The organism is Vreelandella vilamensis (assembly GCF_031451755.1).
Lineage (GTDB): Bacteria > Pseudomonadota > Gammaproteobacteria > Pseudomonadales > Halomonadaceae > Vreelandella > Vreelandella vilamensis.
Genome location: NZ_JARWAN010000003.1, coordinates 56,043 through 70,933, shown reverse-complemented (window position 1 = coordinate 70,933; position 14,891 = coordinate 56,043). Strand labels below are relative to the sequence as shown.

Below are 14,891 nucleotides of genomic sequence, written 5' to 3'. Positions count from 1 at the left end.
AGATGCCAAGTGGCTGGGGTCATGGGCATTGCTAGCGTAAGCTGATGCTAACGTCAGGCTATGGTGTCCTAACAGCCTAGTGTTCTTCGTTTTTTTGACCAATTATGGTCTTGGTAGTCGAGGTGATGGATGCATTACATTGCAATTGAAGAGAGTCGGCAAGATTTGCTTAAACAGCTAAAAGAGCGGCTAGACGCGCGCTTAGATTCGGCGAGAGCTGCCGACATTGATGCGTTTGCACGGCAGTTTTATGCCACTGTACCGGTGGAAGACTTAGTAAACCGGCGTTTAGACGATCTTTATGGCGCGACGCTCTCGGTTTGGCAGTTTTTGCAGCATCACGATCCTAAACAGCCAAAAGTCAGGGTGTTTAATCCAGATTTTGAAGAGCACGGCTGGCAATCAACACACACGTTTGTCGCTGTCCTGCATGAAGACATGCCGTTTTTGGTCGACTCGGTAAGGATTGAGCTCAATCGCCGAGGGTTGACCGTGCACGCGATTCAAAACGCTGTCATCGCAGTAGAGCGCAATAGTGATAATCAACTGCAACGTGTAACCGCGCCACGCGATGAGAGTGCGCCAACCTCGCGTGAATCGTTGATTGTGATAGAAGTCGATCGCCACACCGATCAGCATGCGCTTGCCGATATTGAGCTTAATCTGCTGGACGTGCTGCGTGATGTGCGCACTGCCGTGGTTGATTACGATGTCATGTGCGAGCGCACCCGCGAAACGATTCAGGAACTTGAAAAGGTTTGTCCGCCGCAAATTGACCCGGATGACCATGAAGAAGCCATCGCGTTTCTTGAGTGGCTGGTAAAAGATAATTTTACCTTCCTCGGATATGACGAATACGTTTTGCAAGAGGGTGAACTCAAGCGCGATTCTGACAGTGTGCTCGGGGTTTTTCGTCTTAATCAGCCACGCTATTGCGAGCGGATCCGCTCCGAAGAGGGGATCGATGAAAACGGCGATTACGTACTGGTGCCGCAACTTTTGTCTTTTGCCAAAAGCGCTCACCATTCCCGCGTTCATCGCCCGACATATCCCGATTATATTACCGTGGACCGCTACGATGACGATGGTAATGTTATCGGCGAACGGCGCTTTTTCGGCCTGTTCACGGCCACTGTTTACAACGAGTCACCGCGCAATATTCCACTACTGCGGCGCAAGCTGAAAGCCGTCATGGACATTGCCGGATTTAATCCACAGGGACATAACGGCAAACAGCTTCTGCAAGTATTAGAGGTGTATCCCCGCGATGACCTGTTCCAAATTGACACGGAATCGCTGGCGAGCACGGCGCTAGGCATTCTTAATATTCGTGAGCGCCGCCAGGTACGTTTATTTGTGCGCTCGGATATCAGCGGCAAGTTTTTCTCCTGCCTGGTCTTTGTGCCGCGCGATGTTTTCTCTACGCATTTACGCCAGAGGATTCAGAAGCTGCTTTGTGAAGAAATGGATGCTCATTTTGGCGACTTTAATACCTATTTATCCGAGTCGGTACTGGCGCGTATCCAGCTTATCCTGCGCTTTAACGGAGATCAGCCAGGGCGATTTGATCTCAAGCGCCTAGAAAATAAAATTGCGCTTCTCGCACGTAGCTGGCGCGATGAGTTGCAGTCCGCCATGGTGGAAGGCTTTGGCGAGGAGCAGGCTAATCGGTTAATGGACCGTTTTTGCGAGGCATACTCCGCCAGCTACCGCGAGGATTTTAGCGCCCGGACGGCGGTATTTGACGTCCAGCATCTGCTGGCGCTAGATAACGGTCATGACCTTGCCTTGTCGCTGTATCGCCCGCTTGAAGATCAGGGTGGCGGCGTCAACTTAAAGTTATTCCATCGCGAGTCGCAAATTCCCCTCTCCGACGTGCTGCCGATGATGGAAAACCTGGGGTTGCGTGTGATCGGTGAGCGCCCGTATGAGATCAATGCGCCGGATCAGCGCTATTGGATCCACGATTTCGAACTTGAACACAGTGGGATTGATGTCAGTCTCAGTGACATGCGTGAGACGTTTACTGAAGCGTTTCAACGCATTTGGGCGGGAGAGGCGGATAACGACGCCTTTAACCGGCTGGTTATCGGTGCCAACCTTGACTGGCGCGAAGTCGCGATGCTGCGCGGCTATGCTCGCTACCTGAAGCAGATCCGCTTTGGTATGTCGCAGGATTACATCGCCTCGACCCTGACCACCCACGCGAGTATTACCCACGAACTCGTCGAACTCTTTCGCTTACGCTTTGACCCTGAGTGCACGGAGCGGGATAACAGCGACTGTCTAGCGCGTATAAACGCGCAGTTAGAAGAGGTATCGAGCTTAAATGATGATCAGTTGTTGCGCCGTTTTATAGAGCTGATTCAAGCCACGCTGCGCACCAATTATTATCAGTTTAACGAAAGCGGAAGATCCAAAGACTACATTGCCTACAAACTGGAGCCTTCGAAGGTCACCGGGATGCCCAAGCCGCGCCCGGCATTTGAGATTTTTGTTTGCTCGCCCCGTGTGGAAGGGGTTCACTTACGCGGGGGCAAAGTGGCCCGTGGTGGCTTGCGTTGGTCGGATCGCATGGAAGATTTCCGTACCGAAGTCTTGGGGCTGGTAAAAGCGCAGCAGGTAAAAAACGCCGTTATCGTGCCGGTGGGTGCTAAGGGCGGCTTTGTTTGCAAACGCATGCCCGAAGGTGCTGGCCGCGAAGCCCAGCAAAAAGAGGGGATCGCTTGCTATAAGACCTTTATTCGCGCCCTGTTAGATGTAACCGACAACCTTGACGGGGGCGATGTCGTGCCGCCGAAAAATGTTGTCCGTCATGACGATGACGATGCCTACTTGGTGGTGGCAGCCGATAAAGGCACCGCGACGTTCTCGGATATCGCCAACGAGATATCCATAGAATACGGCCATTGGTTAGGCGATGCCTTCGCTTCTGGCGGTGCCAATGGTTATGACCACAAGAAAATGGGCATCACCGCGCGCGGCGCTTGGGAGTCGGTTAAACGCCACTTTCGCAACCTTGGCCTGGATACTCAGCGCGAAGAATTCTCGGTCGTGGGGATTGGCGATATGGGCGGCGATGTCTTCGGTAACGGCATGTTGTTGTCGGACAAAATCCTGCTGCTAGGGGCATTCAACCATTTACACATTTTTGTTGACCCCACGCCGGATGCCGCGGCCACGTTTGCCGAGCGCCAGCGCCTCTTTGATATGCCGCGTTCCAGCTGGGAAGATTTTGATCGCGCCTTGATCTCGGAAGGCGGTGGCATTTTCAGCCGTAGCGCTAAGTCGATCAATATCACCCCGCAAATGCAGAAAGCCTTTAACATTAAGCAGTCGCGGTTAGCACCGAATGAGCTGATCCATGCAATGCTTCAAGCCAAGGTTGATTTGATCTGGAACGGGGGGATCGGCACCTACGTGAAAGGCTCGGAGGAAACGGATGCTGACGTGGGCGATAAAGCAAACGATTCACTGCGTATTAACGGTAACGAGCTCAATTGTCGTGTGATCGGTGAGGGCGGTAATCTTGGCTTTACTCAGCGTGGGCGCATGGAAGCGTCGGCGAAGGGGGTGTATGTCTACACTGACTTTATCGACAACGCTGGCGGGGTTAACTGCTCTGACCATGAAGTCAATATTAAAATATTGATCGATGAAGTGGTGAAACGCGGGGACATGACCGAAAAGCAGCGTAACCAGCTGCTGGCCGAGATGACCGAGGAAGTGGCGGACTTGGTGATTCTGGATAACTATCGCCAGACGCAAGCGCTGGATCTTTCGGCGCAAATTTCGCAGCAAGGGATCGGGCCTTACCGGCGCTTTATTAGCGAACTTGAGTCCGCTGGGCAGATCGATCGTGAGCTTGAATTTTTACCCGCAGATGATGTGCTTAAAGAGCGTACGGGTAGCAGCCAAGGCATGAGGCTGCCAGAGCTTTCGGTGTTGATCTCTTACGCCAAGAGTACCTTGAAGGGTGATTTGATTACCTCTGATGTGCCCGATGACCCTTATATCCACCGTCATCTTGAGCGTCTTTTCCCGAATGTGCTGGTGGAGCGCTACAAGCAGGAAATGTACGACCATCGCCTGAAACGCGAAATCGTGGCCACCCAGGTAGCCAATGATTTGGTCGATCACATGGGGATTGTGTTTGTGCGCCGCCTGATCGATTCTACGGGCGCGGGGCGTGCCGATATTGCCCGCGCCTACATTGTCGCCCGTGACAGCTTTAATTTGCCGGCGCTATGGGCGGAAATTGAAGCGTTGGATAATCAGGTCTCAAGTCAGGTGCAGTACAGCATGATGCATGACTTGATGCGCATGATCCGCCGTGCAACACGTTGGTTCTTGCGCCAGCATATAGGTCTTTCGACCCAGGATACGGTGGAGTATTTCGCTCCGCGTTTAGCCCAGTTACAAGAGGGGGTTGGTGAGCTCTTAAGCGGTGAGGAGTTGGACCGCTGGCGCGAGCGTCGTGAGGCGCTATTAAACGCAGGTGTACCGGATGCGCTGGCGGGAAGCGTCGCGGCCGCGCCGAGCCTATATTCGGGCTTAGGTATTATTCAAGCCGCGCGTCTTACTAACGAAAAACCGCAGCGCGTGGCTGAGGTGTTCTATGAAATCGGCAGCCGTTTGGAGCTACCGTGGATGATTCAGCAGGTCACCCAGCTTGACGTGCGTGATGCTTGGCAAGCGCAAGCGCGGGAAACCTTCCGTGATGATATCGATCGCCAGCAATTGGCACTCACCACCAGCGTGTTGAGGCTAGATGCCGGCAGCCGTACCCCTGAGGAACGAGTCGTGCAGTGGCTTGAACAGCACGTCGAACTGCATCGCCGCTGGTGTCGTTTGATTGATGAGGTCCGTAGCGGTAGCGAAAGCGGCTTTGCGCTATTTGCTGTGGCCGTGCGCGAGCTTGTTGACCTTGCTGAGAGTGACAGCGAAGCATAACCGCCGCAGGAACTTGATCAGCGATGCTTGAAGGTGTGGTGTGCGTTATACTCGCGCACCGCACCTTTTTATTGTTTGGATGTTTTGCCCGGAGCCCGAATGTACGATCTTGCCCGCTCGCTGCTGTTTCGCCTTGATCCTGAAACCTCTCACGGCATGGCGCTTAGCACCTTGGAAGCGCTTCACCGCGTAGGTGGCGTTAACCGCTTGGTTGGGCCACGGGTGAATGATTCGGTTACACTGATGGGGCTTACATTTCCCAATCGAGTGGGGTTGGCGGCAGGATTGGATAAAAATGCACAGCATCTTAATGCGTTAGGAGCGTTGGGCTTTGGTTTTATCGAAGTGGGTACCGTGACGCCCAAGCCCCAGCCTGGCAATCCTAAACCGCGGCTTTTTCGCCTTGCCGAGCACGAGGCCATCATTAATCGCTTTGGGTTTAACAACCAAGGGGTGGCGTCTTTGGTGGAGCAGGTAAAAAAGCGCCGTTTTGATGGCATTATTGGCATCAATATCGGTAAAAACCTTACCACCAACGTTGATAATGCCCTGGATGACTATCTTGTCTGTCTGGACGCGGTACACCCAGTGGCGGATTACATTGCTGTCAATATCTCTTCACCTAACACGCCGGGGCTTCGTACCCTGCAGTTCGGCGAGCAGCTTGATGCGCTGTTAGGGCCGATTCGCGAGAGGGCCGCCGCGTTGGATAAAGAGCGTGGTCAAAAGGTGCCGCTATTGGTCAAAATTGCCCCAGATATGGAAGAAGACGAGGTGGCGTTGGTGGCCAAAAGCATTGAGCGCAACCGTTTAGACGGTGTCATTGCGACCAACACCACCGTGGCACGTGACGCTGTTCAACAAGACCCCCAAGCGCAAGAGGCAGGCGGGCTCTCGGGGAAGCCTGTTTTTGAGGCGTCTAATCGCATCATTCGGCTGTTGCGTAAGCACTTGCCAACCATGCCGATTATTGGCGTTGGCGGTATCGACAGTGGTGAGGCCGCACAGGCAAAAATAGACGCGGGGGCAAACGTGGTGCAGCTTTATTCTGGGTTGATTTATCGTGGCCCCAAGCTTGTGAGCGAGTGCGCCGAAGCCCTTAAAGTACAAGCAGCAAGCCCAAACAGCTAAAAGCCCGCTGGGCTAAGCGGGCTATATCGTGCTAATAAAGGAAATGGAGGCAAATAAACAAAACGCTACGTCATGACCGTGGGGTTTTTGTGAATGCCTGAAACGCCCGTCATACTGTCCCACTGGTCACCGCGGCCTTCACGCCAACCGCTCATCCAGTATTCGCGTAAATTAATATTTTCACTAGGGCAATCGTCTCGAGAGCGACCGGAAACACCTGCTTTGTAGCCGTGAACATAAGCCCGCTGGAAGCGGTCACGTTTTTGTCTTTTCATTGGCTAACCTCATTATATGAAAGCCTTTGAGGGGAAATGGCCTGTTTTTTATTGAAGATGACAACGCCATTTCGTCTTCGCTTGGCGTAACATAATCGTGAAAGCGGCGTTGTAAAAGTCTGGCACTCACGTGCTGAACGTACCGCTGACGGATAATCCTTGTTGACGCGCAGGCGTTTTGTGTAGCTACCCTTTTATTGTTAGACCATGACGGGGCTCCCTGTCGACCATCAAATTGTCATAAGACGTAAACTTCTTTGCCATCTATAGGAATATCGCGCATTTAGCGCTGCCGCCACTATGACTGATCCAAGCCAAAGCAATGAATTAGACCTGCTGGTGACTTGCCCAAAAGGGATCGAAGGCCTGTTGGCTGAGGAGCTAGCGAGCCTAGGTGCCACGCCTGGCAAAACTACTGTGGCCGGGGTTTTTGCTAGTGCCAGCCACGCGACGGCATATCGATTATGTCTCTGGTCGCGATTGGCCAACCGCGTGATCGCGGTCATTTCACGCGAGCCACTGGTCGATACGGCAGACACACTGCGCGTTGTCTCAACGCGAGTGCCCTGGGCGCGACATATTGCCCCAGGAAAAACAATTGCTGTCGATTTCCATGGCCGCAGCGAACACATACGCCATACCCGTTTCGGTGCGCAGACGGTGAAAGATGGCGTAGTGGATGCGCTGTTGCTTGCCGGACAGGCGCGCCCTAATGTCGATACGAAAACCCCTGATGTGCGTCTATACGCCCATTTGCACCGGGAAAACCTAACGTTGGGTATCGACCTTGCCGGTGAAAGCCTGCACCGGCGTGGGTATCGCCGCGATGTGGGGCATGCGCCGCTCAAAGAAAACTTGGCAGCAGCGCTTTTGGTGCGTGCCGGTTGGCCCGAGCGTGCGAAAGCAGGCGAGCCGCTGATTGATCCGCTTTGCGGCGCGGGAACGCTATTAATTGAAGCGGCGCTAATTGCTGCTGATCAAGCGCCGAATCTACACCGTGAACGCTTTGGCTTTCACGGCTGGGCGCTTTTTGACCATGACGCATGGCAAGAGCTAACGCGTGAAGCCCAGGCGCGCGCCAGCATTGGGCGCAAACGCTGCAAAAATCAGCTGTTCGGCTTTGATCAAAGCCCTGCCGCGCTCTCGGCGGCCAAAGCCAACGCCATGCGCGCGGGTGTTCCCGCGTTGATTACGCTTATCGGGCAAAGCCTAGCAACGCTTGAAAGGCCTAGCGACCTCAACGCCGAGCGCGGGCTGATCATCACTAACCCGCCTTATGGCGAGCGCCTTGGCGAGTTGCCGGAGCTTGTCACTCTTTACGCCACTTTGGGTGAGAAGGTGAAAGCCGCGTTTCCCGGTTGGACCCTGGCGCTCTTCACCGGCAACCCGGATCTGGGCCATCGGCTGGGCTTGCGGGCCCATAAGCAGTACGCGCTAAAAAATGGGCCGCTGGATGCTAAGTTATTGCTCATGGACATTGCCGACCCGGCTGGCCCAGAAGTGCTCGATGAGACCCGTCACCCCTCGCCGCGGGTGTCGGAAAACGCAGAAATGTTTGCCAACCGGCTGAAAAAGAACCAGAAACGGCTGAAAAAGTGGCTCAAACAAAGCGGCGAAACGTGCTATCGCCTCTATGATGCGGATATGCCGGAGTTCGCGCTGGCCATCGATGTGTATGGCGATCGTGTCCATGTGCAGGAGTATGCGCCGCCGCGCACCGTGAATGCCGCCCAGGCTCAAAAGCGTTTGTTCGATGCGTTGGAAGTGCTGCCTGACGTCTTGGAGGTTGATCCAAGCCATGTCTATGTGAAACGTCGTGAACGGCAAACCGGCAGCGCCCAGTATCAGAAACGCGAGGCCAGCGGCGAGCGTTTTAAGGTGCAAGAAGGGCCGGCGTGGCTGTGGGTAAACCTGCGCGATTATTTGGATACTGGGCTGTTTCTCGACCACCGGCCGGTGCGCCGAATGCTTAGGCAAATGGCCGAGGGTAAGCGCTTTTTAAACCTTTTTTGCTACACGGCCACCGCAACGGTGCACGCCGCCTTGGGCGGAGCGAGTGATAGCGTCAGCGTGGATATGTCCAATACTTATCTCAAGTGGGCGCAGGATAACTTTGCGCTGAATCAGCTCGATCCCTCACGCCACCGTGTGATGCGTGACGACTGTTTCCACTGGCTGGAAACGGCAAGCACAACGTTTGATTTGATCTTTATGGACCCGCCGACGTTTTCCAACTCGAAGAAGATGCGCGAGACGCTGGATATTCAGCGTGATCATTCGCCGTTGGTGAACCTGGCGATGGCACGATTGGCCCCAGGCGGCACGTTGGTGTTCTCCAATAATCAGCGCCGCTTTACACTTGATGAAGATCTTGTTGAACGCTTTGACGTTGAGGATATTTCTGCGCGCACGTTCGACCCGGATTTCCAGCGCCGTAGCAACCTTCACCATGTCTTTTTGCTGCGCCATAAGGAGGCTTCGTGATCACGCTTTGGCTTTATACCACCTTAGGCTGCCATCTATGCGAGCAGCTAGAGGCGATGGTGCATACGCTCGCCAATGACGAGGTGGCGCTGCGTCATATTGAAATCAGTGACGACGATGAACTAATAGCGCGTTACGGCGTGCGCATCCCCGTACTGGTCGATGCCGAAGGTTTTGAGCTGGACCGCGGGTTAGACCATAAGCGCTTGAGCGAATGGCTTAGGACGCGCGGCTGGTTGGATGAAGCCGCGCTGGAAGCGTTATTGGCGCCGCCGCAAACGCTGAAGCCGGCAAAACCCGCGGTTGAGCGCAACGGGCGGCGTTACCTGGGTTGAGCGTGCCCCCAAGGCGATTATATAACATCGAGCAGGGATAGCTGGCGCATGGCTTCTTGGCCTTCGGGGGTATCGTCGGTCACGTCCAAGACCTTGAGAAAACCGCGGGAATTTTGGATGGTGGCTTCGTCATCAAGCCACATTTGGGCTTGATGACGCGTGTCCGCCAGCTGATGCTTCAAACCACCAAACTGGGTGCCGATTTGTCCCCAGGCGCGGCTAAAAATCCAGTCGCCGAACATATCTTGGTGGATATGTACCAGGACGTAGTCATGGTCGGTTTCCCAACGTACGATCACTCAGTTACCCCGCTCTTATTAATACGTTATCTCACATCATCTTGCGCAAATACGTTAGTTAAAACGCATGGTTGCCCGTCAATGGCGGCCACTATTGTAAATCGCCAGAGTCAAAACGCCATGAAACTTGTCGTCGACGCCAATATTCCCGCCGCGGATGCCTGCTTTGGAGGTTTCGGTGAGGTAATAAAACGCCCCGGTCGTGAGATCAGCGCCGAACACCTGCGCGACGCGGATGCACTCATTACTCGCTCCGTCACCCCGGTTAACGCCTCGCTGTTGGCTGAAAGCGCGGTGCGATTTGTCGGCACCTGCACTATCGGCATCGATCACGTTGATACTCACTATCTTGCCGAACACGACATTGCCTTCGCTAGCGCTCCAGGGTGCAACGCTGAGGCGGTGGTGGATTATGTGCTCGCAAGCCTATTAACGCTTGCTGAACGACAGGGTTGGCGGCTTTTAGATCGCTGTGTGGGTATTGTGGGCGTGGGCAATGTGGGCAGCCGCCTGCAAGCGCGTTTGCAGACGCTTGGGCTTGACGTGCTGGCCTGCGATCCACCGCGCGCCGAACGTGAGGGGGAGAGTGGCTTCACCTCCCTTGAAACGTTAATTGAACGTTGCGATGTACTTTGCCTGCACACGCCATTGGTGAGTACCGGGCCGCATGCCACCCAACATTTGCTGGATGCTGAACGTATCAACGAACTTGCCCCCGGCACGGTGGTGCTTAACGCCGGGCGCGGTGATTGTATCGACGGCTTGGCACTGCGCAGCCGCCTGGCAGGGCAGAACGATCTTACCGCCGTGCTGGATGTATGGGAGAACGAGCCTGCTATTGATGCTGCCCTGCACGATCTGGCGACACTTGCCACCCCGCACATCGCCGGTTACAGCCTGGATGGCAAACTGCGTGGTAGCTTGATGATTCATCAAGCGTTGGCGGCTCATGTAAACGAGACGAGTGAGCTCTCGCTTAACGCGATTTGCCCGTCGCCGGCATTAGCGTCGATGACGTTGCAGCAGGCGTTACCTAGTGAAGACGCATTGCGGCTTTGCGCCCGTGCGGTGTATGACGTCCGTCGTGACCATGAGCGCCTTACGCGTGAGGCGTATGCTTTGGGAGTGGCAAAAGGGTTTGATGCGTGCCGTGTGAATTACCCGCTGCGGCGTGAGTTTTCGACCCTTAGCGTGCGTTTAAAGGGAGATGCCCATACGCTGGCACCCGTGCTAAGCGCTGCGGGGTTTCGCGTGGAATAGATGGGCTCGGGATGAGCGGAGGGAGAACGAAAAACGCCCACCGAAGGGTGGGCGCTGAGGTCTTGGTTCTGACTTCCGCTTACTGTCGGTAAGCGGCTTCTTTGAGGGCGCGGATACGATCATCCAGCGGCGGGTGGCTGGCGAACAGGCGCTCCGTGAGCGAGCGCGTCTGACCCTTGGTAATTGCCATGGCGCGCAGGGTGTCGGGCATTTGGTCTGGCAGCTCGGTTTCAGCTTTTAAGCGAGCCAGGGCGTTAACCATGGCACCGGTGCCGGCAAGGCGTGCCCCGGCTTCGTCGGCGCGGTATTCGCGAAAGCGCGAGAACCAGGCCACGATAGCCGAGGCAACAAGGCCGAAGACAATCTCCGCCACAATGACCACGGCAAAATAGCCCATAAAGCCAAGGCCACCCTCGCCATCCGAGCGGCTTTTCAGGAAGTTATCCACTAAGTGCGCCACCACGCGGGCGAAGAACATGACGAAGGTGTTGACGACGCCCTGAATCAGCGCCAGCGTCACCATATCGCCGTTGGCAACGTGGCCGATCTCGTGGGCCAATACGGCGCGCACTTCTTCGGGTTGCATGCGGTTTAAAAGACCTGCCGAGACAGCCACCAATGCGGCGTCTTTGTTCCAGCCGGTGGCAAAGGCGTTGGATTGTTGCGCGGGAAAAATACCCACTTCCGGTGTTTTGATGCCCGCCTCGCGAGCAAGCGCCTTGACGGTATCCAGTAGCCACTGCTCGGTCTGGTTAGAAGGGGTTTCGATAATCACGGTACCGGTGGAGCGTTTCGCCATCCACTTTGAGATGAACAGCGATATCATTGACCCGGCCATGCCGAACACAAAGCAAAAAATCAGCAGGCTGGTAAAGTTAATGCCCTGGCTACTGAGATAGCTGTCCACGCCGAATAGGCGCAGGGTAATACTGGCCACTAATAAGATTGCCAGGTTAGTGGCTAAAAACAGCACAATTCGCATCATGTGGCGAAATCTCCATAAAGCCTAAGTCAGTGAAAGCTCGGTCAATCAAACCTGAGTCAGTAAGCGTTCAGTCATTAAAACCAGGCCATTAAAACCAGGTCATTAAAAACAAGTCAGTAATACATAAAACAGCAAAGACTAAGCCCATAATGACTATATAAGCGAGAATAAACGTAAGCTTAGATACGTCCACTCGCGCTGGGTTTCAAGGTGTCGGTGTATTTATTGCCGGTAGCGCGATAAAAAGTTGGCAAAGCGGTCGAGTGCATCACCTAACTGATCAGCCCAGGGCAGCGTTACGATCCGCACATGATCCGCTTCCGGCCAGTTAAAGGCAGTACCTTGAACCAGCAAGATTTTCTCTTGTAACAGCAAATCCAGCACCATTTTTTGGTCGTCCTGGATATTAAATATTTTCGGGTCGAGTTTGGGGAACGCATAAAGCGCGCCTTTAGGCTTGACGCAGCTGACACCGGGAATAGCGTTAAGCTTTTCATAGGTAATATCGCGCTGCGCGAGTAGGCGCCCACCGGGGAGAATCAGGTCGTTGATGGACTGATAGCCACCAAGCGCAGTTTGGATGGCGTGTTGAGCGGGCACGTTGGCACAAAGGCGCATCGAGGCCAGCATGGTCAGCCCTTGAATATACCCGCTGGCGCGTTGCTTGGCGATTGACCCGGATATGGTCATCCACCCGGAGCGAAACCCAGCGCAGCGATAGCTTTTAGAGAGACCGTTCATGGTGATGACCAGCTGATCATCATCAGCAAGTGCCCCGGTGGCGGTATGCTCGACGCCGTCGTAGAGAATCTTGTCGTAAATCTCATCGGAGAACACCACTAAATTGTGTTCACGGGCGATATCAAGCACCTCACGCACGACGTCTGGCGGGTAGACAGCCCCAGTGGGGTTGTTGGGGTTGATCAGCACAATGGCACGGGTGTGATGCGTGACTTTGGCGCGAATGTCCGCCATGTCCGGTGCCCAGTCGGCCTGCTCATCGCATAAATAATGCACGGCGTGACCGCCGGAGAGGTTCGCCGCCGCCGTCCAAAGCGGATAATCCGGTGCGGGGATGAGCACTTCATCACCGTCGTTTAAAAGCGCCTGCATCGCCATCACAATCAGCTCGGAAACACCGTTGCCGATGTAGATATCTTCAATGCCGACGCCAGGGATTTCTTTGCGTTGGCACTCTTGCATGATGGCTTTGCGTGCCGAATAAAGCCCTTTGGAATCGCAGTAGCCTTGGGCTGTTGGCAGGTTGCGCATCACGTCTTGCAGAATCTCTTCCGGTGCTTCAAAGCCAAACGGGGCGGGGTTGCCGATGTTGAGCTTTAATACGCGTTGGCCTTCTTCTTCCAGGCGTTTGGCGTGGTCGAGCACGGGGCCGCGAATGTCGTAGCAAACGCTATCGAGCTTATGTGATTTGTTAAGCAAAGGCGCCTCGTGAGGCTGTGGGGTGTCCATTTTATCGTTCCCAATCAGTGGTCGTTCCAAGCGCTGACGGCGGCATTAAGGCGCTGGCGAGGCATCTGGCGTGCTCGCTTGCGTTGGCGCTGCATCAGCGTCAGGCGGTGGAATGTCATGAGGCGTTTCTAGCGTAATTCGGCCCAATTTGCCATCGCGCAGTTCATGCAGCAGCACTTCGGCACCACGGTGAAGGTCTACTTCGCCGCCAGCGCGGAGCCCGCCGCGCTTACGGGCAATGTCTTTTAAAATGGCGTGGCCGTCAAAGCCCGCCAGGGCTAAAAAATCCGGGCGCTCTGGGCCATCGGCCTCGACGGTTGGCGGCGTTTCTGGCGCTGCGTAGCGTGGCAGTGTTGTTAGTTTATAACGAGCGGTGAGGGCTTCTGGGTAGCGCTTAGCCAACTCGGCGCTGGTAATAATCCCAACGTCGATATATTCAATCGCCGTATCACGAATCGCACCACTGGCGGCCAGGCGATAGGCGCTGGCCTGGTCTTCGATCTTGGGCCATAGCACGCCGGGCGTATCGATGAGCGCCACTCGGCCATCAATCCGCACTTTTTGCTGGCGCTTGGTGACGGCGGGTTCGTTGCCGGTTTTGGCAATTTTGCGCTTCGCCAGCCCATTAATGAGCGTTGACTTACCGACGTTAGGAATTCCCATCACCATCACACGGACATCGCGGTCAGCGCGTACCTCTCCAGCAAGTGTATGGCAAAGCTTAGGGATGCTTTTAAGCTCGCGGGCGTTGGTGGTGGTGATCGCAAGCGCTCGTGTATTGGGCTGGGCGTCAAAAAACGCCACCCAGTCAGCCGTGCGCTCAGGGTCCGCTAAATCCGCGCGCGAGAGAATTTTGAGCACCGGCTTGTGGCGCGTGAGTTCAGCAAGCATCGGGTTGGCGCTGGAGTAGGGCAGGCGCGCATCGAGTACTTCGATAACCACATCGATTTCAGGCAGCGCGTCTTTAATCTGGCGGCGCGCCTTGTTCATATGACCGGGAAACCAGCCGAGCATGAGGTTCTCCTGCGCAATGCGTTGTCAGTAAATGCGGTGTCAGCATAAAAAAAGCGGGCGCCTATTCTAGCAGATGGCGCCCGCTTTGCTGGATTAACCGATGGCGTTATTCGTCGGCGTGAAATTCAAGCGCCACCGAGTTAATGCAGTAACGCAATCCCGTGGTCTCTTGAGGCCCGTCGGGAAACACGTGCCCGAGGTGGGCGTCACACTGTGCGCACACAACTTCTGTGCGCACCATGCCGTGGCTGCTATCCGTATGTTCCTCCACGCGTTGACGGCCCAGCGGGCGATCAAAGCTTGGCCAGCCGCAGCCCGCATCAAATTTATGCTCGTTCTCAAACAGCGGCGCATGGCAACACACGCAGTGATAAATACCTTGTACATCGCTGACGTTGCAGTCGCCAGAAAAGGGCGCTTCGGTCCCTTTTTCACGGGTGACACGGTACTGTTCTGGGCTGAGCTGGTCGCGCCATTGTTCCGGGGGTTTTTCTATTTTGGCCATAGCCATATATGCCTCCTTATTATAACGGCAAGCGATAAGTGCGTTCGCCATGCCGGTGAAACTAGCCACTGCTCTTATTAGGTAGTGCTACTAGTATTTGTGCTATCAATCGGCTGGAATTTCAATAAGCGCGTTATGCATCTCAGCATGTGTGATCTTAAACGAGGGTGCCAGTAAAGA

At 54.9% G+C, this 14,891-nt stretch carries 11 protein-coding genes; 5 read left to right on the top strand and 6 right to left on the bottom strand.

The genetic code is table 11. The features are described from left to right. Nucleotides 1-129: 129 nt before the first annotated feature. Together QC823_RS02635 and QC823_RS02630 are read left to right on the top strand one after the other, a co-directional pair. Nucleotides 130-4,953, top strand: coding sequence for an NAD-glutamate dehydrogenase (locus QC823_RS02635; RefSeq protein WP_309654808.1), 4,824 nt, complete (start codon nt 130-132; stop codon nt 4,951-4,953). Between the two features lie 99 nt (nt 4,954-5,052). Then, nucleotides 5,053-6,084: a quinone-dependent dihydroorotate dehydrogenase gene (locus QC823_RS02630; protein ID WP_309654807.1), complete on the top strand. Its 1,032-nt coding sequence runs from the start codon at nt 5,053-5,055 to the stop codon at nt 6,082-6,084. 65 nt (nt 6,085-6,149) lie between these two features. Here the strand turns inward: QC823_RS02630 and rmf are convergent, their stop codons facing one another. Beyond that, nucleotides 6,150-6,359, bottom strand: a complete 210-nt coding sequence (gene rmf / locus QC823_RS02625) for a ribosome modulation factor (RefSeq protein ID WP_309654806.1) — start codon at nt 6,357-6,359, stop codon at nt 6,150-6,152. Between the two features lie 300 nt (nt 6,360-6,659). Between rmf and rlmKL the strand changes: the two genes are divergently transcribed. Further along, nucleotides 6,660-8,843, top strand: coding sequence for a bifunctional 23S rRNA (guanine(2069)-N(7))-methyltransferase RlmK/23S rRNA (guanine(2445)-N(2))-methyltransferase RlmL (rlmKL, locus tag QC823_RS02620; RefSeq protein ID WP_309654805.1), 2,184 nt, complete (start codon nt 6,660-6,662; stop codon nt 8,841-8,843). Next, nucleotides 8,840-9,178 carry a glutaredoxin family protein gene (locus QC823_RS02615; RefSeq protein WP_309654804.1) on the top strand — a complete coding sequence of 113 codons (339 nt, stop codon included), beginning with the start codon at nt 8,840-8,842 and terminating at the stop codon, nt 9,176-9,178. Before rlmKL ends, QC823_RS02615 begins: the two co-directional genes overlap by 4 nt. Before the next feature lie 17 nt (nt 9,179-9,195). Here the strand turns inward: QC823_RS02615 and QC823_RS02610 are convergent, their stop codons facing one another. Next, on the bottom strand, nt 9,196-9,477 hold the full coding sequence (locus QC823_RS02610) for a hypothetical protein (protein ID WP_309654803.1): 282 nt from the start codon (nt 9,475-9,477) through the stop codon (nt 9,196-9,198). Nucleotides 9,478-9,597: 120 nt separating this feature from the next. Here QC823_RS02610 and pdxB point away from each other — a divergent pair, with 120 nt between their 5' ends. Further along, nucleotides 9,598-10,737: a 4-phosphoerythronate dehydrogenase PdxB gene (gene pdxB / locus QC823_RS02605; protein WP_309654802.1), complete on the top strand. Its 1,140-nt coding sequence runs from the start codon at nt 9,598-9,600 to the stop codon at nt 10,735-10,737. 79 nt (nt 10,738-10,816) lie between these two features. Here the strand turns inward: pdxB and htpX are convergent, their stop codons facing one another. The 4 genes from htpX to msrB form a co-directional block, all read right to left on the bottom strand. Next, a complete protein-coding gene (gene htpX, locus QC823_RS02600; RefSeq protein ID WP_309654801.1) occupies nt 10,817-11,722 on the bottom strand; it encodes a protease HtpX in 906 nt (301 codons plus the stop codon). 222 nt (nt 11,723-11,944) lie between these two features. Next, a complete protein-coding gene (locus QC823_RS02595) occupies nt 11,945-13,192 on the bottom strand; it encodes a pyridoxal phosphate-dependent aminotransferase (protein ID WP_309654800.1) in 1,248 nt (415 codons plus the stop codon). A gap of 45 nt (nt 13,193-13,237) precedes the next feature. Next, complete coding sequence (gene ylqF / locus QC823_RS02590; RefSeq protein WP_309654799.1) at nt 13,238-14,206, bottom strand: ribosome biogenesis GTPase YlqF; 969 nt, start codon at nt 14,204-14,206, stop codon at nt 13,238-13,240. Between the two features lie 106 nt (nt 14,207-14,312). After that, nucleotides 14,313-14,711, bottom strand: coding sequence for a peptide-methionine (R)-S-oxide reductase MsrB (msrB, locus tag QC823_RS02585; protein ID WP_309654929.1), 399 nt, complete (start codon nt 14,709-14,711; stop codon nt 14,313-14,315). Nucleotides 14,712-14,891: the final 180 nt, after the last annotated feature.